The 20511-nt window shown below is 54.3% G+C and carries 21 protein-coding genes and 1 tRNA gene; 15 read left to right on the top strand and 7 right to left on the bottom strand.

The features are described from left to right. Positions 1 to 71 precede the first annotated feature (71 nt). A complete protein-coding gene (gloB, locus tag ABLU88_RS17440; RefSeq protein WP_348837334.1) occupies positions 72 to 827 on the bottom strand; it encodes a hydroxyacylglutathione hydrolase in 756 nt (251 codons plus the stop codon). Between the two features lie 32 nt (positions 828 to 859). On the opposite strand from gloB, the gene ABLU88_RS17435 reads away from it, so the two are divergent. Further along, the gene (locus ABLU88_RS17435) at positions 860 to 1582 is read left to right on the top strand and encodes a class I SAM-dependent methyltransferase (protein ID WP_004847912.1); all 723 of its coding nucleotides are present in this window, start codon (positions 860 to 862) and stop codon (positions 1580 to 1582) included. On the opposite strand, the gene rnhA is transcribed toward ABLU88_RS17435, so the two are convergent. Continuing rightward, on the bottom strand, positions 1579 to 2046 hold the full coding sequence (gene rnhA / locus ABLU88_RS17430) for a ribonuclease HI (protein ID WP_004129160.1): 468 nt from the start codon (positions 2044 to 2046) through the stop codon (positions 1579 to 1581). The genes ABLU88_RS17435 and rnhA overlap by 4 nt on opposite strands. Before the next feature lie 65 nt (positions 2047 to 2111). Here rnhA and dnaQ point away from each other — a divergent pair, with 65 nt between their 5' ends. Then, positions 2112 to 2843, top strand: coding sequence for a DNA polymerase III subunit epsilon (gene dnaQ, locus ABLU88_RS17425; RefSeq protein WP_348837330.1), 732 nt, complete (start codon positions 2112 to 2114; stop codon positions 2841 to 2843). 132 nt (positions 2844 to 2975) lie between these two features. Further along, positions 2976 to 3052, top strand: a tRNA-Asp gene (locus ABLU88_RS17420). A gap of 254 nt (positions 3053 to 3306) precedes the next feature. Here the strand turns inward: ABLU88_RS17420 and ABLU88_RS17415 are convergent. Continuing rightward, positions 3307 to 4077 carry an amidohydrolase gene (locus tag ABLU88_RS17415; protein WP_014837467.1) on the bottom strand — a complete coding sequence of 257 codons (771 nt, stop codon included), beginning with the start codon at positions 4075 to 4077 and terminating at the stop codon, positions 3307 to 3309. A 183-nt stretch (positions 4078 to 4260) separates the two neighbouring features. Next, entirely contained in the window at positions 4261 to 6705 is a 2445-nt protein-coding gene (gene fadE, locus ABLU88_RS17410) for an acyl-CoA dehydrogenase FadE (protein WP_014837468.1), read from the bottom strand. 238 nt (positions 6706 to 6943) lie between these two features. Between fadE and lpcA the strand changes: the two genes are divergently transcribed. Together lpcA and ABLU88_RS17400 are read left to right on the top strand one after the other, a co-directional pair. After that, the gene (gene lpcA, locus ABLU88_RS17405; RefSeq protein WP_004099149.1) at positions 6944 to 7525 is read left to right on the top strand and encodes a D-sedoheptulose 7-phosphate isomerase; all 582 of its coding nucleotides are present in this window, start codon (positions 6944 to 6946) and stop codon (positions 7523 to 7525) included. Positions 7526 to 7674: 149 nt separating this feature from the next. Next, a complete protein-coding gene (locus ABLU88_RS17400) occupies positions 7675 to 8442 on the top strand; it encodes a class II glutamine amidotransferase (RefSeq protein ID WP_348837326.1) in 768 nt (255 codons plus the stop codon). On the opposite strand, the gene dpaA is transcribed toward ABLU88_RS17400, so the two are convergent. Further along, on the bottom strand, positions 8413 to 9153 hold the full coding sequence (gene dpaA / locus ABLU88_RS17395) for a peptidoglycan meso-diaminopimelic acid protein amidase (protein WP_014228031.1): 741 nt from the start codon (positions 9151 to 9153) through the stop codon (positions 8413 to 8415). The two genes, ABLU88_RS17400 and dpaA, sit on opposite strands and share 30 nt — an antisense overlap. 413 nt (positions 9154 to 9566) lie before the next feature. Between dpaA and ABLU88_RS17390 the strand changes: the two genes are divergently transcribed. Genes ABLU88_RS17390 through nqrM form a run of 7 tightly spaced genes read left to right on the top strand, consistent with a single transcriptional unit; the run spans position 9567 to position 15626 of the window. Beyond that, positions 9567 to 10910 carry a Na(+)-translocating NADH-quinone reductase subunit A gene (locus tag ABLU88_RS17390; protein ID WP_004847919.1) on the top strand — a complete coding sequence of 448 codons (1344 nt, stop codon included), beginning with the start codon at positions 9567 to 9569 and terminating at the stop codon, positions 10908 to 10910. A gap of 3 nt (positions 10911 to 10913) precedes the next feature. Further along, positions 10914 to 12152 carry an NADH:ubiquinone reductase (Na(+)-transporting) subunit B gene (locus tag ABLU88_RS17385; RefSeq protein ID WP_348837323.1) on the top strand — a complete coding sequence of 413 codons (1239 nt, stop codon included), beginning with the start codon at positions 10914 to 10916 and terminating at the stop codon, positions 12150 to 12152. Next, the gene (locus tag ABLU88_RS17380) at positions 12145 to 12939 is read left to right on the top strand and encodes a Na(+)-translocating NADH-quinone reductase subunit C (protein WP_004847924.1); all 795 of its coding nucleotides are present in this window, start codon (positions 12145 to 12147) and stop codon (positions 12937 to 12939) included. The genes ABLU88_RS17385 and ABLU88_RS17380 overlap by 8 nt, the downstream gene beginning before the upstream one ends. Continuing rightward, positions 12932 to 13570, top strand: coding sequence for an NADH:ubiquinone reductase (Na(+)-transporting) subunit D (locus ABLU88_RS17375; protein WP_004099162.1), 639 nt, complete (start codon positions 12932 to 12934; stop codon positions 13568 to 13570). Before ABLU88_RS17380 ends, ABLU88_RS17375 begins: the two co-directional genes overlap by 8 nt. Before the next feature lie 6 nt (positions 13571 to 13576). Then, positions 13577 to 14173 carry an NADH:ubiquinone reductase (Na(+)-transporting) subunit E gene (gene nqrE, locus ABLU88_RS17370; protein WP_004847929.1) on the top strand — a complete coding sequence of 199 codons (597 nt, stop codon included), beginning with the start codon at positions 13577 to 13579 and terminating at the stop codon, positions 14171 to 14173. Between the two features lie 11 nt (positions 14174 to 14184). Further along, complete coding sequence (gene nqrF, locus ABLU88_RS17365) at positions 14185 to 15408, top strand: NADH:ubiquinone reductase (Na(+)-transporting) subunit F (RefSeq protein ID WP_004847931.1); 1224 nt, start codon at positions 14185 to 14187, stop codon at positions 15406 to 15408. Positions 15409 to 15410: 2 nt separating this feature from the next. After that, complete coding sequence (gene nqrM, locus ABLU88_RS17360) at positions 15411 to 15626, top strand: (Na+)-NQR maturation NqrM (protein WP_004847934.1); 216 nt, start codon at positions 15411 to 15413, stop codon at positions 15624 to 15626. A 32-nt stretch (positions 15627 to 15658) separates the two neighbouring features. Here nqrM and ABLU88_RS17355 read toward each other — a convergent pair whose 3' ends face one another. Continuing rightward, positions 15659 to 16516 carry a glycerophosphodiester phosphodiesterase family protein gene (locus ABLU88_RS17355; protein ID WP_224237046.1) on the bottom strand — a complete coding sequence of 286 codons (858 nt, stop codon included), beginning with the start codon at positions 16514 to 16516 and terminating at the stop codon, positions 15659 to 15661. A gap of 159 nt (positions 16517 to 16675) precedes the next feature. On the opposite strand from ABLU88_RS17355, the gene dinB reads away from it, so the two are divergent. Beyond that, positions 16676 to 17731 carry a DNA polymerase IV gene (gene dinB, locus ABLU88_RS17350; protein ID WP_224237045.1) on the top strand — a complete coding sequence of 352 codons (1056 nt, stop codon included), beginning with the start codon at positions 16676 to 16678 and terminating at the stop codon, positions 17729 to 17731. Positions 17732 to 17733: 2 nt separating this feature from the next. Continuing rightward, a complete protein-coding gene (locus ABLU88_RS17345; RefSeq protein WP_348837317.1) occupies positions 17734 to 18198 on the top strand; it encodes a GNAT family N-acetyltransferase in 465 nt (154 codons plus the stop codon). Positions 18199 to 18300: 102 nt separating this feature from the next. On the opposite strand, the gene pepD is transcribed toward ABLU88_RS17345, so the two are convergent. Further along, positions 18301 to 19758 (bottom strand): cytosol nonspecific dipeptidase, encoded by a 1458-nt coding sequence (gene pepD, locus ABLU88_RS17340; RefSeq protein ID WP_025107264.1) that lies wholly within the window; start codon positions 19756 to 19758, stop codon positions 18301 to 18303. A 258-nt stretch (positions 19759 to 20016) separates the two neighbouring features. Between pepD and gpt the strand changes: the two genes are divergently transcribed. Continuing rightward, a complete protein-coding gene (gpt, locus tag ABLU88_RS17335; protein ID WP_004129200.1) occupies positions 20017 to 20475 on the top strand; it encodes a xanthine phosphoribosyltransferase in 459 nt (152 codons plus the stop codon). Positions 20476 to 20511 lie beyond the last annotated feature (36 nt).

The raw sequence follows: 20511 nt of genomic DNA, 5'->3' as shown, positions 1-20511 counted from the left end.
GTGTGTGTCAATAGTTGCTTAAAAGACGAGCAAGGATAACGGTGAAGTCGTCTGAAGACAAGAATTAAATATCAGAAGTCGTCTTTCTTTGACCTTAACCAGGCAAATCGCTGAATAGAGTGTTGCAAATTTGTTTCTTTGTCTATTTCTTTAATTAAATCATCATCATCCGTTCGAAGAAATAAATTAATAAGACGCTCATTTTTCAGAGTTACGGGGAGTGTTTTTTGGTTTTTTGCACGTAACTCATTAACTTTGCGGTAGTAATCGTTTATCTCCCTATCATGGGGAAGGATGCTTATTGCAAACTTCATGTTTGCTAAAGTGTACTCATGTGCGCAACATATTAATGTTTCGTCAGGAAGGGTGCTAATCTTCTTAAATGATTGATACATCTGCTCTGCGGTCCCTTCGAATAGTCTGCCGCAGCCGCCGGAAAACATTGTATCGCCACAAAATAGATAAGGTGCGCTGTAGAAACAGATGTGTCCTAAAGTGTGACCTGGCGTGGCAAAAATAGAAAATTCGCGGCCCAAAACGGTGAGGCTATCTCCGTCCTTCACGACGTGGGTTGCGCCCTTATCCTGGGTTTCTGCCGGTCCGTAAACCACCAGGTTCGGAAATTTTTCCCGCAGTTGTTTAACGCCGCCAACGTGGTCGCGGTGGTGATGCGTCAACAAGATAGCTTCCGGCTGCCAGCGGTTCTGTTCGACGGCGGCGAGCACGGGCGCGGCTTCTCCGGGATCGACTATCAGGCAGCGCCCGCTATCTTCACTAAGAACCCAGATGTAGTTGTCCTGAAATGCGGGAATACTGATAAGATTCATAAATTACCTCTAATGCGTAGCGGAAGGTTGCGATGAAGCCGGCAAGGATACCTCATACAGTTACAGCGCCAGAGCACTGGTCCAGCATGCCGTGGGGCGAATACTACCGCGAATCGCTGGAACGGCAGATGAAACCGTGGCTCGCTAAATTATATGGCTTTCATTTACTTAAGATTGGCAATCTGAGCGCGGAAATCAATACCGAAGCCTGCGCGATTTCCCATCAGGTGAATGTCTCTTTGCAGGGGAATCCTGTGCAGGTAAAGGCCGATCCGCTGCATTTGCCTTTTGCCGAAAAGTCGGTAGATGCCTGCCTGCTGGCGCATACCTTACCGTGGTGCAGCGATCCGCATCGACTGCTGCGGGAGGCGGACCGGGTGCTGATTGACGATGGCTGGATAATTTTAACCAGTTTTAATCCTGTAAGCCTGATGGGGTTACGTAAACTGGTGCCGGTGTTACGCAATAAGCCCCCCTATAACAGCCGCATGTTCACCTTAACGCGTCAGATGGACTGGCTGGGGTTGCTGAATTTTGAAGTTATGCACTACGGGGGCTATCAGGTCCTTCCCTGGTCGCGCCACGGGGGGAAAATGCTCAGCACGCATCTACCGGCGTTGGGATGTCTGCAGCTCATTGTTGCCCGTAAACGCACTATCCCATTGACGCTAAACCCGATGAAATCGGGCAAAGCAAAAAAACGGATACCGCAGGCGGTAGGCGCCACGCGTCAGTGGCGCAAGGGGCAGAATTAACTTTCTGCCTGATAACCGATGTCGTCCCGGGTTGGGTTAGATGCCGCCGCGCGCGCCAGTTCGTCGCAACGTTCGTTTTCCGGATGTCCGGCATGGCCTTTAACCCATTCCCATTTTATCTTGTGTTGACCCAGCGCGGCGTCCAGGCGCTGCCAGAGATCGACATTTTTTACCGGTTTCTTGTCGGCCGTTTTCCAGCCGCGTTTTTTCCAGTTGTGGATCCACTGCGTAATCCCCTGACGCACATACTGGCTGTCGGTACTGAGGATCACTTCACAATGTTCTTTCAGCGCTTCCAGGGCGACGATGGCGGCCATCATCTCCATGCGGTTGTTCGTTGTAAGGTTAAAGCCTTCGCTAAAAGTTTTTTCCTTCCCGCGATAGCGTAAAATCGCACCGTAGCCGCCAGGACCTGGATTTCCCAGGCAAGAACCATCGGTGAAAATTTCTACCTGTTTGAGCATCTCTGGTAGACTTCCTGTAATTGAAATCGATACGTAAAACGGTAAGTCTGACATAAATGACCGCTATGAGCACTGCAATTACGCGACAGATCGTTCTCGATACCGAAACCACCGGTATGAATCAGATTGGTGCGCACTATGAAGGGCACAAGATAATTGAAATCGGTGCGGTGGAGGTGATCAACCGCCGCCTGACCGGAAACAACTTCCACGTCTATTTAAAGCCGGACCGGCTGGTGGATCCTGAAGCGTTTGGCGTCCACGGTATTGCGGACGAATTCCTGATGGATAAGCCCGCGTTTGGTGATGTGGTCGATGAGTTTCTCGACTATATCCGCGGCGCGGAGCTGGTCATCCATAACGCATCGTTCGATATCGGCTTTATGGACTATGAATTTGCTAAGCTGAATCGCGGCATTCCGAAGACGGATACCTTTTGTAAGGTAACCGATAGCCTGGCCCTGGCGCGTAAAATGTTCCCGGGCAAGCGTAACAGCCTTGATGCCCTCTGTTCACGTTATGAAATAGACAACAGCAAGCGAACGCTGCACGGGGCGTTGCTCGATGCCCAGATTCTGGCCGACGTTTATCTGATGATGACCGGTGGTCAGACGACGATGGCTTTCTCAATGGAAGGGGAAGGGCAGCAGCAGGCCGGAGAAATAGGCATTCAACGCGTTGCGCGCGCCGCCAGCAAATTACGGGTGGTTTACGCCTCTGATGAAGAGCTGATGAACCACGAGTCGCGGCTCGATCTGGTGCAAAAGAAAGGCGGAAGCTGCCTGTGGCGGGCCTGATTTACCCATAAACGCGCTAAAAATAGCCTGTTGGGTGATTTTTGCAGCAAGCGATTCAAAAATGAAGAAAAAGCGTTGACGGAGTAGAGGGGAATCCGTAATATTCGCCTCGTTCCCAAGGGAACAGTAAGTGGAGCGGTAGTTCAGTCGGTTAGAATACCTGCCTGTCACGCAGGGGGTCGCGGGTTCGAGTCCCGTCCGTTCCGCCACTATTCAGAAAGCCTGAATCAGCAATGATTCAGGCTTTCGTCGTTTTAGCCTGCAGAACACATTCTCTTCCCCGTCTTCGCCAGCCATTCGTCGCGCCGGGCTGACAACGTTTGCCCGCGAGCCTGGCGTTAACAGCATTCATATTCTTGTTCCGCGCTGCGGACGTTTACCTGCAGGGCCCTGGGGCGAGCGGGCGGGAAAACGCTGGTTTGAGGCATAAAAAGGGAGCCTGGGCTCCCCTGCCAGTCTGGCTTTAGCTGAGCGTGAAGGGGTCAGCGTCCTGCCAGGCGGGAAACTTCTCGCGATACTCTTTTAGCGACGTCAGCGAAAGCTCAGCATCCAGGCGAGTCGCCTGATGCGGTTCGGCCGTCGCGATAATCTCACCCTGCGGCGTGATTATCCGACTATCGCCCCGGTAATGGTGGCCGTTACCATCGGTGCCGACGCGATTGCATCCGGCAACATAAGCCTGATTTTCGATAGCTCTGGCGACCAGCAGCGACTGCCAGTGCATTGAGCGCGGGGCGGGCCAGTTGGCAACATACAGCGCTAAATCGTAGTCGTTATGGTTGCGTGACCACACGGGGAAGCGCAGGTCGTAGCATACCAGCGGCAGAATTCTCCAGCCGCGCCAGGCAAAAATGACCCGCTCGTTACCCGCTGCGTAATGATGATGTTCATCCGCCATGCGAAACAGGTGGCGTTTGTCATAGAAATGGATTTTACCGCCGGGCTCAACCAGCAAGAAGCGGTTAACCGGACCGCGGTCCGTTTGCAGCGCGGCGCTACCGGCAATCAGCGCGTTGGTTTGGTCGGCTTTAGCCTCCATCCAGGCTACCACTTCCTCTTGCGACAGCGACTGTTTTGCTGCTTCCATCGCGAAACCGGTGGTGAACATTTCGGGTAAAACAATGAGGTCACGCCCGGTAATCCCTTCCAGTTGACGATCGAAATGGCGCAGATTGGCGGGACCGTCCATCCACACCAGCGGTTGTTGTAAAAGGGTAATTTTCAGTCCGGGCACGGTGGCAACTCCAGTATGATGAGAGGAATTATAATGACTTTAACACCATATCAGCCGATGGACGGCTCAGGGAATATTTTGTAAAAGAATGACAGCCCTGGAAATACCTTCCGCTGAATTGTCAGAAAAAAAGAGAGGCGGGGAAGTCCCCGCCTCGATCGTGATGGGTTTATTTTTTCGTTTTTAAGCCGCTTCGATCTTGCGCACTTTCTCCGGTAGCTTTACCGGGCGGGTCGCCAGTTCATCCGGGGCGAAATCGTCGACGTTAATGCTGCGCAGTCGGCTGGTTTCCGCACGGACCAGGATGTCCGCCTCGTCCTGATTGATTAACCCTTTTGCCAGCGCGTTGCGGGCCAGTTCATCAAGACGCGTAAACGACAGATTCTTGCCCAGCTCTTTGCACAGGCGCTGGTGGATAGGGTCTGCTGCCATAACATCAAGCAGCGCTTCTTCCAGCAGGCCAACCGGATTATGCTCGCTCGGCGTCAGATACTGACCGCGGCCGATACGCGAACGCGTCGCGCTCGGAACCTGCAGGATTTTCGCTACCTTATGATCCAGCTTGTCTGAAGGCGCCAGGTAATGACGTCCGGTCGGGAAGATTGCCACGCGAAGCGCCCCTGCGACCAGACGATTCGGGAAGTTCACCAACAGATCGTCAATCGCCTGCTCGGCCTGATACAGCGCATCCTGCACCCCCCAGTGAACCAGCGGTAAGTCCGCTTCGTTACGCCCCTCATCGTCATAGCGTTTCAGGACCGCCGACGCCAGGTAGAGCTGGCTCAGCACATCGCCCAGACGCGCAGAAATTCTTTCACGACGCTTCAGACTACCGCCCAGTACCGCCATTGAGACATCGGACAGCAGAGCCAGGTTGGCGCTCAGTCGGTTCATATGTTGATAGTAGCGACGAGTGGCATCGCGGGTCGGCGAGCTGCTGGTGAGACCGCGGGTCAGGCCCAGCCAGAAACTGCGTACCTTATTGCTGCCCACGTGCCCGATGTGTTTAAACAGCAGCTTATCGAAAGCGTTAACGTCGTTATTCTGCGCGGCCGCCATTTCATCCAGCACGTACGGATGGCAGCGAATCGCACCCTGGCCGAAGATCATCATGCTGCGGGTCAGAATATTCGCCCCTTCAACGGTGATGGCGATCGGCGCGCCCTGATAGGCCCGCGCCAGGAAGTTTCCGGTGCCGAGCATAATGCCCTTACCGCCGGTAATATCCATTGCGTCAATAATGGAACGCTGACCACGGTGAGTACAGTGATACTTCACAATTGCCGACAGTACCGCTGGTTTTTCGCCAAGCATAATGCCGTAGGTAATCAGCGAGGCGGCGGCATCCATTACGTAGGCGTTGCCTGCGATACGCGCCAGCGGTTCTTCGATCCCTTCCATTTTACCGATAGAGATTTTGAACTGGCGGCGAATGTGCGCGTAGGCGCCGGTAGCCATGGCGACGGATTTCAGGCCGCCGGTAGCGTTTGATGGCAGGGTGATGCCGCGTCCCACGGATAAACACTCAACCAGCATCCGCCAGCCCTGGCCGGCCATCGACGGGCCGCCAATAATGTAATCGATAGGAACGAAAATATCTTTCCCCTGGGTCGGGCCGTTCTGGAACGGAACGTTCAGCGGGAAATGGCGACGCCCGATTTCAACGCCGGGGGTGCTGGTGGGGATGAGCGCGCAGGTGATGCCCAGCTCCTCTTCTCCACCCAGCAGGCGGTCAGGGTCGGAGAGTTTAAACGCCAGCCCCAGTACGGTGGCGATAGGCGCAAGGGTGATATAGCGTTTGTTCCAGGTCAGGCGCATACCCAGCACCTGCTGGCCCTGCCATTCGCCCATGCAGACGACGCCGGTATCCGGAATGGCGCCGGCATCTGAACCCGCTTCCGGGCTGGTCAGCGCGAAGCACGGGATCTCCTGGCCGCGAGCCAGGCGCGGCAAATAGTGGTTTTTCTGTTCTTCCGTGCCGTAATGCTGCAGCAGCTCGCCCGGGCCTAATGAGTTCGGCACGCCGACGGTAATCGCCAGGATCCCGGAGACGCCCGATAGCTTTTGCAGGACGCGAGCCTGCGCGTAGGCGGAGAATTCCAGCCCGCCGTACTCTTTCTTAATGATCATCGCGAAGAAGCGATGCTCTTTCAGATAGGCCCACAGCTCCGGCGGCAGATCGGCCATCTCGTGGGTAATTTCGAAGTCGTTCGCCATACGGCAGGCTTCTTCGACCGGGCCGTCAATAAAGGCTTGTTCTTCAGCGGTGAGGCGCGGCTGCGGATAGTTGTGCAGTTTCTGCCAGTCCGGGTTGCCGCGGAACAGATCGCCTTCCCACCAGGTTGTGCCAGCGTCAATCGCTTCTTTCTCGGTGCGCGACATCGGCGGCATGACCTTACGGAAAGCGCGGAACGCCGGGACTGAAATCATGGATTTACGCATCGGCGCAAGGTTGAACGGCAGTAAAACGATCGCCAGCGGAATCAGCAGCCAGATATTCCACAGCCCCGCAGCGCCGAGCGCGGCGGTCCAGACAAGCAAAATCGCGCTGCTCAGCAGCAGATTGATTCGGTGATAGAAGAGCGCACCGAGTAAAACAACGGTTGCAACAATACTCAAAATCATCATAGAGAAATGCTCCCTGTCTTGTAGGAGGTCTGACCACTTGTGATGATATGGTTGTAGTGGATGTAATTTGTTTTAGCAATGTGTTTACAAAATAATTACAACCTTGCTCACATTGTTGTACGGAAATGCGGCACATAAAATCAAAAGCACAGGGGATTGCATTGCGTGCTGCTTCTCGCTGCGTCGGCTATCCGGTAAACTGCCTGGGTTATCCCACAAATACTGAAGGATTATCCTCATGTACCAGGATCTTATTCGTAACGAACTGAATGAAGCCGCTGAAACGCTGGCTAACTTTCTGCAGGACGAAGCCAACATTCACGCGATTCAGCGTGCTGCGGTGCTGCTGGCGGATAGCTTTAAAGCTGGCGGCAAAGTCCTTTCCTGCGGTAACGGCGGTTCGCACTGCGATGCGATGCATTTTGCGGAAGAACTGACCGGGCGCTATCGTGAAAATCGCCCCGGCTATCCGGCCATTGCGATTTCCGACGTGAGCCATCTCTCTTGCGTCAGCAATGATTTTGGCTATGAATATGTTTTCTCTCGCTATGTAGAATCAGTGGGTCGTGCAGGCGACGTATTACTGGGGATCTCTACTTCCGGTAATTCAGGTAATGTTATCAAAGCGATTGAAGCCGCCCGCGCCCAGGGGATGAAAGTGATTACTCTGACCGGGAAAGATGGCGGTAAAATGGCGGGGTCAGCGGATGTAGAAATTCGCGTACCGCATTTTGGCTACGCCGACCGTATTCAGGAAATCCATATTAAAGTGATTCATATCCTGATTATGCTGATCGAAAAAGAGATGGTTAAAGCTTAAAAGGCTATTTTGTTAGCCATTTTGAACCCGGGCAGTGCTCAAGATCCTCACGTACATGAAGTACGCTCCGGTTTCTGTGCGCTGGCCGTGTCCAAACTGGCTGCACCAATAACGCCTTTTATGTTTCAGTAAGTGGTATGAGGTGATCTATGTGCGAATTGCTCGGGATGAGCGCGAATGTGCCCACAGATATTTGCTTCAGTTTCACCGGGCTGGTGCAGCGCGGTGGCGGAACCGGGCCACATAAAGACGGCTGGGGCATTACGTTTTATGAAGGTAAGGGCTGTCGCACATTTAAAGATCCGCAGCCTAGCTTCCAGTCGCCCATAGCAAAGCTGGTGCAGGAATATCCTATCAAGTCCTGCTCGGTCATCGCCCATATTCGCCAGGCCAACCGAGGTATCGTTGCGCTGGAAAACACTCACCCCTTTACCCGGGAGCTATGGGGGCGCAACTGGACCTACGCCCATAACGGTCAACTGGAGGGGTATGAGAGCCTCGAGACGGGAAGTCTGCATCCTATCGGGGAGACCGACAGCGAAAAGGCCTTCTGCTGGCTGCTGCACAACATCACCGAGCGCTATCCGGAAATGCCGGGCGATATGGTTGAGGTATTCAGATTTATCGCCACGCTTGCCGGAGCGCTGCGTGAAAAAGGCGTGTTTAACATGCTGCTCTCCGATGGGCGCTACGTGATGGCGTTTTGCTCGACGAATTTATACTGGATTACGCGAAGGGCGCCGTTTGGCGTAGCGACGCTGCTGGATCAGGACGTAGAAATTGACTTTCAACGCGAGACCACACCGAATGATGTGGTCTCCGTTATCGCTACTCAGCCGCTTACCGGCAACGAAACCTGGAATAAAATTTTGCCAGGCGAGTGGGCGTTATTTTGCCTCGGGGACCGAGTAGTTTGACGCGAGCTGCGGCTGCACAACTTCGTGGCTGAGCGGTTTGCTCACCACGTAGCGGCCATTGGCTACCGAAACCACCGGCGGCTTATGCGTCTGCCGGAAGTAGTCGTACCCGGGTTTCAGCTGCTGCCAGAAATCCGCGAAGTAGGAAAATTTGTGACGCGCCATGTTGGCATCGGTCATGCGGAAAGGATAAATGCTCACCTGAACGTTGGGCTGGCCGAAGACTAAAGCGCCGGTGACGAACTGGAAGATTTCATCAATACCGGTATCGGTCATGGCGTAACAGCCAACGGATACGCAGGCACCGTGAATCATCAGATACTTCCCTTCATAGCCATGTGCGCGGTCGTAGGCGTTCGGGAAACCGATATTGATCGCTTTGTAGAAACGGCTGTCGGGTTTTAGCTGATTGCGGGAAACGTTATAGAAACCTTCGGGACTCTTGAAATCGCCCTGGCGCTGCTTTGGACCGAGCCCGCCGGAGTAGTTACAGATCCGGTAGCTGTCGAGAAGCTGGTAGGTTTCGCCCATCTTGACGTAAAGATCGAGCATGCGCTCTTCTTTGAAGATCTCAATGTAGACCGGCGAACCCATGAGCTGCTGCTTATACTCTTTGCTCATCGGCGTTGTCGAGCTGTTACTGCTAAGTAGCCCTGCGAATGAAACGCACGGCAACAGAAGCATCGCAATAAATAATGCGATTTTGCGCATACTACTTGTTCCTTGATAAAACAAATAACCACATTGCCAGGACGGCAAGAGAGACCCGAAATCAGAGTTTTCTGGTTTTAGAGCGCTCACATTAGCATCACGGCATTTTTTCGCAAGCACGACGTGCCACGTTTACGTTTTAGTTTTCCGTTATAGCGAATATTCAGGTAAAGCGCAGTCAGAACTTTGCGTAATAGCTCGCATTTTAGAACGACTTAATGGCAGTTTGTCTACAGGCGCTGCTCACGAAATGTTACACTTGCTCCGCTAAATACTCAGGGTAAGAAAGGATGCTTCTCTCCCGTCTTGTGAATCACCAGGACTACGATGTTCCTTTCTTCCTCTTATTTTCCATTAATTATGCTGGCCTCGGCCTGATGCCGGGGTTTACGTAACGGATACCTGCTAACGATATGATTAAAATCACGAAAGGGCTGAATTTGCCCATAGCTGGCATGCCATCACAGCAGATTTCTTCGAAGACTGCGGTCAAGCGCGTTGCGCTGTTGGGTGAAGAGTACATCGGTATGCGCCCCTCAATGGCGGTGCGTGAAGGCGACCGGGTACAAAAAGGTCAGCTTCTGTTCGAAGATAAAAGAAATCCTGGCGTGCGATTTACTGCCCCTGCGAGTGGAACCATCAGCGCCATTCATCGCGGCGAACGGCGGGTTCTGCAATCGGTCGTTATTGACGTAGATGGCGATGATGCCGTTCACTTTCCCCGCTATGAATTAGCCGATCTTGCCGCGTTGACGCGCGAGGCCGTGCAGCAGCAGCTGGTGGAGTCGGGGATGTGGACGGCGTTTCGCACCCGCCCTTTCAGCAAAATACCTGCGCCGGGCAGCGTTCCAGCGGCCATATTTGTCACTGCCATAGATACGAATCCACTGGCGGCAGACCCTCAGCCAATCATTCTGGCCCAGCGCGAGGCTTTTGACGCGGGCTTAACCCTGTTGACGCGGTTGACCGACGGTAAGGTCCACGTCTGCCAGGCCAGCGGTGGCAAGCTTGGCGGGCATCCCGTGGGCCAGGTGACCTTCAACCAGTTTGCCGGGCCGCATCCGGCCGGGCTGGTCGGGACCCACATCCATTTTCTCGAGCCGGTTAGCCTGAAAAAGCAGGTCTGGCATCTTAACTATCAGGACGTTATCGCCGTTGGCAAATTGTTCCTTGAAGGGGAGTTGTCTAGCGAACGTATCGTTGCGCTCGGCGGCCCGCAGGTGAAAGAGCCTCGTTTATTAAAGACCTGCTCTGGCGCCAGCCTTGATGAACTGCTGGCAGATGAACTTCTGGATGATGAAAACCGCGTTATTTCTGGTTCAGTCCTCAGCGGAACGCATGCTCAAGGGCCCCATGCTTTTCTTGGCCGCTTTCATTTACAGATAAGCGTCGTAAAAGAGGGGCGTGAGAAAGAGCTGTTCGGCTGGGTAATGCCCGGGAAAGATAAATTTTCCATCACCCGCACCACGCTCGGCCATTTTATGAAGCGTAAGCTATTTAATTTCTCGACGGATACCAACGGCGGCGAGCGGGCTATGGTGCCGATTGGCAACTACGAGCGAGTGATGCCGCTGGATATTCTGCCCACCATGCTGCTGCGTGATTTGCTGGCGGGGGATACCGACAGCGCGCAGGCGCTGGGCTGTCTGGAACTGGATGAAGAAGACCTGGCGCTTTGCACCTACGTATGTCCCGGCAAGTATGAATATGGCCCGGCATTGCGCAGCGTGTTAACCCAGATAGAGCAGGAAGGATAAGTGATGGGCTTAAAGCAACTGTTTGACAAAATTGAGCCGCACTTTACGCACGGCGGCAAGCTGGAAAAATACTATCCGCTGTTTGAAGCGACGGCGACGCTGTTCTACACCCCCGGGCAGGTCACGCGCGGCGCGGCGCACGTCAGAGACGCCATCGATCTCAAGCGGATGATGATTCTGGTGTGGTTCGCCGTTTTCCCGGCGATGTTCTGGGGAATGTATAACGTTGGCCTGCAGACCATTCCGGCACTGCATAAATTATACGGCGCTGAGCAGCTGCAGCAGGTTATCGACGGGAACTGGCACTACAGCATCGCGCAGTGGTTGGGGGTGAACTTCACCGCTGACGCCGGTTGGCTCAGTATGATGACCCTGGGGGCGGTATTTTTCCTGCCTATCTACATCACCGTGTTTCTTGTCGGCGGGTTCTGGGAAGTCTTGTTTGCTATCGTGCGCAAGCACGAAATAAACGAAGGCTTCTTCGTGACGTCAATTCTGTTCGCGCTGATTGTGCCGCCATCGCTGCCGCTATGGCAGGCCGCGTTCGGGATCACCTTCGGCGTCGTCATGGCCAAGGAGATTTTTGGCGGAACCGGGCGTAACTTTCTCAACCCGGCCCTGGCGGGGCGCGCGTTTTTATTCTTTGCCTGGCCGGCGCAAATTTCCGGCGACCTGGTGTGGACTGCGGCGGATGGTTTCTCCGGCGCGACGCCGTTATCCCAGTGGGCAAGCGGCGGCGGTGAATCGCTGGTTAACGTCTCTACCGGTCAGCCGGTAAGCTGGATGGACGCCTTCCTCGGCAATATCCCGGGGTCGATTGGCGAAGTCTCGACGCTGATGATTCTCATCGGCGGCGCCATCATCATTTTTGGTCGCGTGGCCTCGTGGCGCATTGTCGCAGGGGTTTTCATCGGCATGGTGGCCACCGCGACGCTGTTTAACTTTATAGGCTCTGATACCAACCCGATGTTTGCCATGCCGTGGTACTGGCATCTGGTGCTCGGCGGTTTTGCCTTCGGCATGATGTTTATGGCGACGGACCCGGTGTCCGCGTCGTTTACGGATAAAGGTAAATGGAGCTACGGCCTGCTGATCGGCGTGATGTGCGTCCTGATCCGCGTGGTCAACCCGGCCTATCCGGAAGGGATGATGCTGGCGATCCTCTTCGCCAACCTCTTCGCGCCGCTGTTTGATTACCTGGTGGTGCGGGCCAATATTAAGCGGAGGAAATCGCGTGGCTGAGAATAAAAGTAACGATAGCATCGGCAAAACGCTGCTGGTGGTGCTGGTGCTTTGTCTGGTCTGCTCAATTGTGGTCGCCGGTTCTGCCGTGGGGCTAAAATCACGCCAGCAGGAGCAGCGCGCTCTCGATAAACAGCGCAATATCCTGGCGGTTGCCGGTCTGATGAAGCAGGGAATGAGCGCAGATGAAGTGGCTGACATTTTTAAGGCCCATATCTCTCCGCGTTTAGTCGATTTAGCCAGCGGTGAGCTGCTGGATAAAGATCCGGGCAAGTTTAATCAGGCCCAGGCCCTGAAAGATCCTCAGCAGAGCCTACAGCTGGAGGCGAGTCAGGATCCTGCCGGTATCAAACGCCGCAGTAATATTGCCGAAATTTACCTGGTGCGCGATGAAAAGCAGCAGATTCAGGAAGTGGTACTGCCTATTTACGGTAACGGCCTGTGGTCGGTGATGTACGCTTTTGTGGCGCTGGAAACCGATGGCCGCACGGTCAAAGGGATCACCTATTACGATCACGGTGAGACGCCGGGGCTGGGCGGGGAAATTGAAAACCCCAACTGGCGCCAGCAGTTCGTCGGTAAACAGGTGCTTGATGATAAAGGGATGCCTGCGCTGAGAATCGTCAAAGGCGGCGCGCGTCCTGGCGACCTGCACGCCGTTGATGGCCTGTCGGGCGCAACGCTGACGTCAAACGGCGTGCAGCATAGCTTTGATTTCTGGATGGGCAAACTGGGCTTTGGTCCATTCCTGCAAAAGGTGCGAGAAGGGGAGCTGAATAATGGCTGATTTGGGCGACATGAAAGAAATGAAGCGCGTGCTGGTGGGGCCGCTTATCGCTAATAACCCTATCACTCTGCAGGTACTGGGCGTCTGCTCCGCGCTGGCTGTGACCACCAAGCTGGAGACCGCTTTTGTAATGACCATCGCGGTGACGCTGGTTACGGCATTCTCCAGCATGTTTATCTCCATGATTCGCCACCACATTCCGAATAGCGTGCGCATCATTGTACAGATGGCGATTATCGCTTCGTTGGTTATCGTCGTCGATCAGGTGCTACGCGCGTTTGCCTATGAGATCTCGAAACAGCTTTCGGTTTTCGTCGGTTTGATCATCACTAACTGTATCGTGATGGGGCGCGCCGAAGCCTATGCCATGAAGTCGCCGCCGTTGGCGAGCTTTATGGACGGTATTGGCAACGGTCTGGGATACGGGGCGATCCTAATCATCGTCGGTTTCCTGAGAGAGCTGATCGGCAGTGGTAAGCTATTCGGTATTACCGTGCTGGAAACGGTGCAGAACGGCGGCTGGTACCAGCCAAATGGTCTGTTTCTTCTGGCGCCCAGTGCGTTCTTCATTATCGGTTTGTTGATTTGGGCGGTGCGCAGCTGGAAGCCTGAACAGCAGGAAAAGGAGTAACCGATTATGGCTCATTATATTAGCCTGTTTGTCCGCGCCGTGTTTGTTGAAAATATGGCGCTGGCCTTCTTTCTTGGGATGTGTACTTTCCTCGCGGTATCGAAAAAGGTCTCGACCGCTTTCGGACTCGGCGTGGCGGTAACGGTCGTACTTGGGCTGGCGGTGCCGATCAATAATCTGGTGTATAACCTGGTGCTGCGCGACGGTGCGCTGGTTGAAGGCGTCGACTTAAGCTTTCTGAACTTTATCACCTTTATTGGCGTGATTGCCGCGCTGGTGCAAATCCTGGAGATGATCCTCGATAAGTACTTCCCGACGCTCTATAACGCGCTGGGGATCTTCCTGCCGCTGATCGCCGTCAACTGTGCGATCTTTGGCGGCGTCTCCTTCATGGTGCAGCGTGACTATAACTTCACCGAATCCATCGTTTACGGCTTTGGCTCCGGCATCGGCTGGCTGCTGGCAATTGTGGCGATGGCGGGCATTCGTGAAAAAATGAAATACGCAAACGTGCCTGCGGGTCTGCGCGGGTTAGGGATCACCTTTATTACCACGGGTCTGATGGCGCTGGGCTTTATGTCATTCTCCGGTGTGCAGCTATAAGGGCGGAAAGTATGGAAATAATTCTTGGCGTAGTGATGTTCACGCTGATCGTCCTGGTACTATCGGGGCTGATACTGGCCGCGCGTTCGAAATTAGTGAATGCGGGCGACGTGGTCATTGAAATCAATAACGAAGCGGATAAACAAATTCGTACTCCGGCCGGCGACAAGCTGCTGAATACGCTCTCCAGCAACGGTATCTTTGTTTCATCCGCCTGCGGCGGCGGCGGCTCCTGCGGCCAGTGCCGGGTGACGGTGAAAGAGGGCGGCGGTGATATTCTGCCTACCGAACTGTCTCATATCACCAAGCGTGAGGCGAGAGAGGGCTGCCGTCTGGCCTGCCAGGTCGCGGTGAAGCAGAACATGAAAATTGAGCTGCCGGAGGAGATTTTTGGCGTTAAGAAGTGGGAGTGTGAAGTTATCTCGAACGATAACAAAGCCACTTTTATCAAGGAGCTGAAGCTGCGCGTGCCGGACGGTGACGCGGTTCCGTTCCGGGCCGGCGGGTATATTCAGATCGAATGCCCCTCGCACAAGGTTGCCTATGCCGATTTTGACGTTCCGGACGAGTATCGCGGCGACTGGGATAAATTTAACCTTTTCCGCTACGTCTCTGACGTGAAAGAGCCAACGCTACGCGCCTACTCCATGGCTAACTATCCGGAAGAGAAGGGTATCATCATGCTCAACGTGCGTATCGCAACGCCGCCGCCGCAGGTACCTGATGCGCCTCCGGGGATCATGTCCTCCTATATCTGGTCGCTGAAGCCGGGCGATAAAGTGACGATTTCCGGGCCGTTTGGGGAATTTTTTGCCAAAGAAACGGATGCTGAGATGGTCTTTATCGGCGGCGGAGCGGGGATGGCGCCGATGCGCTCGCATATTTTCGACCAGCTTAAGCGGCTGCACAGCAAACGTAAAATCAGCTTCTGGTACGGTGCGCGATCTCTGCGAGAAATGTTCTATGATGACGAATTCGAGCAGCTGGCGCGGGAAAACCCGAATTTTACCTTCCACGTGGCGCTCTCCGATCCGCAGCCGGAAGATAACTGGACCGGCCATACCGGCTTTATTCATAACGTTCTGTATGAAAACTATCTGCGCGATCACCCGGCGCCAGAAGATTGTGAATTCTACATGTGCGGGCCGCCGGTGATGAACGCCGCGGTCATTAAAATGCTTAAAGATCTCGGCGTTGAGGATGAAAACATCATGCTGGACGATTTTGGAGGCTGATGATGCTGACGGTATTTGTCGCGACCTTCGTGATTTTCGCGCTGGTTATCCTGGGAATGTCGCTTGGTTATCTGATCAAGCGCAAAAGTATTCAGGGCAGCTGCGGCGGGATCTCATCGCTGGGTATGGAAAAGGTCTGCGACTGTCCTGAGCCCTGCGATGCGCGCAAAAAACGCCTGGCTCGCGAAGCGCAGCGCAAGCAGGATCGCATCCTATAATCAGAAGGCCGCACCGTGCGGCCTTTTTTGATTTACCAGGTTTTCGCTTTCGCCGGCGAGTCTACCATCACGCCGTCGGCGCCAAGCTCGCTTGCGGTACGAAAATCATCGGCACTATTAATGCCGAAGAAGACAATATGGGCTTTGCCCTGTGAGCGGAAACAGTCCATAGCTTCTTTATCCCAGGTGAGCGTGGCTGGCGATACGCCTTCGCCCAGCGTAAACTTCTCCACTATTTCTACCTTGCGTTTCAGCTCCAGACCGTACCAGTATTCATTGCCCGACGCCGTGGTTGGCTGGCACTGGTGGCTAAGTGAAATATTAGCCAGCTTCGTTCGCGTTTCGCCCCGGCTGACGAAATGGGGGATAGATGTTGGCAGCGCCGCGATATAGCGGTCTTCCGTTGAATACACCCGTACGCGCGAGAGGCTATTGGTCTTTTGCAGTACTTCGCTAAGACGCGCCGCCATGATGGCCGGATCTGCATCAGGTGATTTGATATCGATGTAAAAGAAGGTCTGCGGCCACTGTTCCAGTACCGATTGCAGCGTTGGAATGGTTGCGTTTTTACCGCGCCAGGGGTGAGTTTCACCGCCCCATGTCCATCCCGCGTCCATACGGGTCAGCTCGGCAGCGCTGAAGCTTGAGATTTTCCCCGTATGGTCAGTCAGCGCGGACAGATCGCTCGGGCGATATAAGACCGGAACGCCATCCTGGCTTAATTGTACCGTTATCCAAATCGCCTCGGCCTTATTCTCCAGCGCAAGTTTTATCGCCGGAAGGGTATTTTCCGGCGCATCGCCGGTGCCTCCCCGATGCGCAATGAGCTGCGGCGCGGCGCAGGCGCTGCTGGCAATAAGCAAACCAAGCGCAGTAAGTATTGATTTCATGATTGCATTTACCTTATATACTCATATAACTATATGAAAAGTAACTTATATTTATTGCATTTTTATGTTGTAGCATGTTTTTCAGGATAGTGGATTTAAAAAGATTAAATTTCGCCGTATTTTGCTATACTGTATGCATGTACAGTCTAAGGTTTGGCTATGCGTAAAATCATCCACGTTGATATGGACTGCTTCTTCGCGGCGGTGGAAATGCGTGACAACCCGGCACTGCGCGACATCCCTATTGCCATTGGCGGCAGTCGGGTGCAGCGCGGTGTTATCAGTACGGCTAACTATCCGGCGCGTAAATTCGGCGTGCGCAGCGCCATGCCAACCGCCACCGCGCTCAAACTTTGCCCCCACCTGACGCTGCTTCCCGGCCGCTTTGACGCCTATAAAGAGGCGTCGAACCATATCCGGGAGATTTTTTCCCGCTATACCTCGTTAATCGAACCATTATCGCTGGACGAAGCCTATCTCGACGTTAGCGACAGCGTTCATTGTCAGGGGTCGGCGACGCTGATGGCGCAGGAGATCCGCGAGACCATCCATCGTGAGCTAAATTTGACCGCCTCGGCAGGAATTGCGCCGGTAAAATTTCTCGCAAAAATCGCCTCGGATCTAAATAAACCCAACGGTCAGTTTGTTATTGCGCCGCATCAGGTCGCGGAGTTTGTCAAAACGTTGCCGCTATCGAAGATCCCGGGGGTCGGCAAGGTTTCCGCCGCGAAGCTCGAGAGCATGGGGCTGAGGACCTGTGAAGATGTGCAGAACAGCAATCTGGCGATGCTGCTCAAGCGCTTTGGTAAATTTGGGCGGATACTGTGGGAACGCAGCCAGGGGATTGATGAACGAGAAATCAGCAGCGAGCGCCAGCGCAAATCGGTGGGCGTTGAACGAACCCTGATAGAAGATATCCACGAATGGGCGGAGTGTGAATCGATTATTGAGAACCTCTACCCGGAGCTGGAACGGCGACTGGCGAAGGTTAAACCGGATTTGCTGATTGCCCGTCAGGGGGTCAAGCTGAAGTTTAATGATTTTCAGCTCACCACCCAGGAACATGTCTGGCCCCGGCTGAATAAAGATGATTTGATTTCTACCGCGCACAAAGCCTGGCACGAGCGGCGCGGAGGTCGGGGAGTCAGGCTGGTGGGGCTGCACGTGACGCTGCTTGATCCGCAGCTGGAGCGGCAACTCGTTTTGGGATTGTAACGATGTTAACGATAAGAATGTACGAAGAGCGGGATTTTCCGGCGCTATGCGCACTATTTTTACGCGCCGTTAAAGAGACCGCCAGCGCTGACTATTCCCCCCGGCAAATTGCCGCCTGGGCGCAGGTTGATGAAGCCCGCTGGCGGCAAAAACTCGCGGCGTCACGCGTACTGGTGGCAATAAATGATGCCTCGCCGGTCGGGTTTATTACCGCCGTGGATGACTATATCGATTTACTATTTGTCTCTCCCGACTATAGCCGCCAGGGCGTCGCCAGCGCGCTGCTCAATACGCTATTGAGGCAGCTTCCTGAGCGCGCTTATACGGTAGAGGCCAGTATTACGGCAAAGCCCTTTTTTGCGCGTCACGGCTTCACGGTTATTCAGCCACAGGAAGTGACGGCGCGGGGTGAACAATTTCTTAATTATTTGATGCGGCGGCAAATCGACCCCACATACAGCGCGTGACAGGTATGCCCGGATGCGGTTACCACAATCGGCACGGCGTGCTTTCGCTCGGTCATTTTATAAAGAAAAGGCCCACTCTCTGCGGAGTGGGCCTGTGTTGTCTTACTTCGCCGGAATGGATTTCAGCAGTTCAGTCAGCAGCGTCCAGTACTGGCCCACGCTTTCGATATGAACCTGCTCATCCGGGGAGTGAGGACCGGTGATGGTTGGCCCGATAGAAACCATGTCCATATCCGGATACGGTTTTTTGAACAGACCGCACTCCAGGCCCGCGTGGATAATCTGGATGTTCGGCGTCTTGTTGAACAGACGCTGATAGGTTTCACGCACCAGATGCATCACCGGCGAGTTGGCGTCCGGCTGCCAGCCCGGGTAGGCGCCTTTCGCTTCGGTTTTCGCACCGGCCAGCTTGCCCAGCGAATCCAGCATGCTCACGACATAATCTTTGCCGCTGTCGATCAGCGAGCGAATCAGGCAGTGAATCTGCACGTTGTCGCCGGTCATGGTCACCACGCCGACGTTCAGCGAGGTTTCCACCACGCCTTTTGCCACATCAGAGTTGCGGATGACGCCGTTTGGCGTGGCGTTCAGCAGACGCACAAAGGTATCACGAGATTGGGCCGTCAGCGCAGGCTGCTCGTTAGCAACCGACTCCAGCAGCACAGTCAGGTTTTTCTCTTTGGCCGCCAGCTCGTTTTTCAGGATCGCCTGGTACTCATTAGCCAGCGCTTTCAGCGCGTCCGCTTTATCCGCGGCCACGGCGACTGTCGCGAACGCTTCACGCGGGATCGCGTTGCGCAGGGTGCCGCCGTTGAAATCGACCAGGCGCAGATCCAGCTCTTCAGCATGGCCTGCGAGGAAGCGTGCCAGCAGCTTGTTGGCATTACCTAAACCAACATGGATCTCGCCGCCGGAGTGGCCGCCTTTGAGTCCTTTAAGGGTCAGCTTAAAGCTCTGGAAACCGGCCGGAACGGCTTCGCGGGTCAGCGCCAGGTCAGAGGTGAAGTCGATACCCCCCGCACAGCCCATGTAAATCTCACCTTCTTCTTCGGAGTCGGTGTTGATCAGGATATCCGCCTGCAGCCAGTTGGCCTGCAGGCCAAACGCGCCGTCCATACCGGCTTCTTCCGTCATGGTCAGCAGCACTTCCAGCGGGCCGTGAACCACGTTGTCGTCAGCCAGTACCGCCAGCGCGGAAGCCATGCCGATACCGTTGTCGGCGCCCAGGGTGGTGCCGCGCGCTTTGACCCACTCGCCGTCGATGTACGGCTGAATCGGGTCCTTAGCGAAGTCATGAACGGTATCGTTGTTTTTCTGCGGCACCATATCGAGGTGCGCCTGCAGCACAACCGGTTTGCGGTTTTCCATACCGGCAGTCGCGCCTTTACGAATCAGAATGTTGCCAACCTGGTCGCGTTCCGCGTGTAAGCCTTTTTCTTTTGCCCAGCCCATGATGTGCTCAGCGAGCTGTTCTTCGTGATAGGAGGGGTGAGGAATAGAGCAGATTTTGGCAAAAATATCCCACAGCGGCTGCGGGGATAATTGAGACAGTTCAGACACGATAAGTCTCCTTACAATCACCTGCAAAAGTCGTTTGCAGATCGAGGGGTTAGCAATCAAATACACTACAAGCCCGGGCTTGCGCGATGGGGTTGAGAATACCACTTTCCGTGTACTCTGGTAGTGTAAACCACGTAAAAAGAGTCGTCGTGGCCGCTTAACGCTGGTTTTTAGCGCGTCAGATCTCTATAATCTCGCGCAACCATTTTCCCCCTCGAACATTATTTAAGCCGTATTACACAGGCTGGGACACTTCACATGAGCGAAAAATACGTCGTCACCTGGGACATGTTGCAGATTCACGCCCGCAAGCTGGCCACTCGCCTGCTGCCGGTTGAACAGTGGAAAGGCATTATTGCCGTTAGCCGCGGCGGTCTGGTACCGGGAGCACTACTGGCGCGTGAACTGGGTATTCGTCATGTTGATACCGTTTGCATCTCAAGCTATGACCACGATAATCAGCGTGAACTGACCGTGCTGAAACGTGCTGAAGGCGATGGCGAAGGCTTTATCGTGATCGATGACCTCGTCGACACCGGCGGTACCGCCGTAGCCATCCGCGAAATGTATCCGAAAGCACATTTTGTCACTATCTTCGCAAAACCGGCCGGTCGCCCGCTGGTTGATGATTATGTTGTTGATATTCCCCAGGATACCTGGATTGAACAGCCGTGGGATATGGGCGTGGTGTTCGTACCGCCTATCGCAGGTCGTTAATTTCCAGCATAAATGCTAATTACCACGCCCGGTTTT

Origin of the sequence: Klebsiella sp. GW_Kp182 (assembly GCF_040062275.1) — a bacterium.
GTDB classification, from domain to species: domain Bacteria; phylum Pseudomonadota; class Gammaproteobacteria; order Enterobacterales; family Enterobacteriaceae; genus Klebsiella; species Klebsiella michiganensis.
The sequence above is the reverse complement of the archived record's forward strand: the minus strand, read 5'-3'. Positions and strand labels throughout refer to the sequence as shown.

Coding starts and splice junctions, on each gene's coding strand:
- nqrE (WP_004847929.1), top strand. CDS start 13,577: ATGGCTCATTATATTAGCCTGTTTGTCCGCGCCGTGTTTGTTGAAAAT.
- ABLU88_RS17435 (WP_004847912.1), top strand. CDS start 860: ATGAAGCCGGCAAGGATACCTCATACAGTTACAGCGCCAGAGCACTGG.
- dnaQ (WP_348837330.1), top strand. CDS start 2,112: ATGAGCACTGCAATTACGCGACAGATCGTTCTCGATACCGAAACCACC.
- dpaA (WP_014228031.1), bottom strand. CDS start 9,153: ATGCGCAAAATCGCATTATTTATTGCGATGCTTCTGTTGCCGTGCGTT.
- ABLU88_RS17345 (WP_348837317.1), top strand. CDS start 17,734: ATGTTAACGATAAGAATGTACGAAGAGCGGGATTTTCCGGCGCTATGC.
- fadE (WP_014837468.1), bottom strand. CDS start 6,705: ATGATGATTTTGAGTATTGTTGCAACCGTTGTTTTACTCGGTGCGCTC.
- gpt (WP_004129200.1), top strand. CDS start 20,017: ATGAGCGAAAAATACGTCGTCACCTGGGACATGTTGCAGATTCACGCC.
- dinB (WP_224237045.1), top strand. CDS start 16,676: ATGCGTAAAATCATCCACGTTGATATGGACTGCTTCTTCGCGGCGGTG.
- lpcA (WP_004099149.1), top strand. CDS start 6,944: ATGTACCAGGATCTTATTCGTAACGAACTGAATGAAGCCGCTGAAACG.
- ABLU88_RS17390 (WP_004847919.1), top strand. CDS start 9,567: ATGATTAAAATCACGAAAGGGCTGAATTTGCCCATAGCTGGCATGCCA.
- gloB (WP_348837334.1), bottom strand. CDS start 827: ATGAATCTTATCAGTATTCCCGCATTTCAGGACAACTACATCTGGGTT.
- nqrF (WP_004847931.1), top strand. CDS start 14,185: ATGGAAATAATTCTTGGCGTAGTGATGTTCACGCTGATCGTCCTGGTA.
- rnhA (WP_004129160.1), bottom strand. CDS start 2,046: ATGCTCAAACAGGTAGAAATTTTCACCGATGGTTCTTGCCTGGGAAAT.
- ABLU88_RS17375 (WP_004099162.1), top strand. CDS start 12,932: ATGGCTGATTTGGGCGACATGAAAGAAATGAAGCGCGTGCTGGTGGGG.
- ABLU88_RS17400 (WP_348837326.1), top strand. CDS start 7,675: ATGTGCGAATTGCTCGGGATGAGCGCGAATGTGCCCACAGATATTTGC.
- ABLU88_RS17385 (WP_348837323.1), top strand. CDS start 10,914: ATGGGCTTAAAGCAACTGTTTGACAAAATTGAGCCGCACTTTACGCAC.
- ABLU88_RS17355 (WP_224237046.1), bottom strand. CDS start 16,516: ATGAAATCAATACTTACTGCGCTTGGTTTGCTTATTGCCAGCAGCGCC.
- nqrM (WP_004847934.1), top strand. CDS start 15,411: ATGCTGACGGTATTTGTCGCGACCTTCGTGATTTTCGCGCTGGTTATC.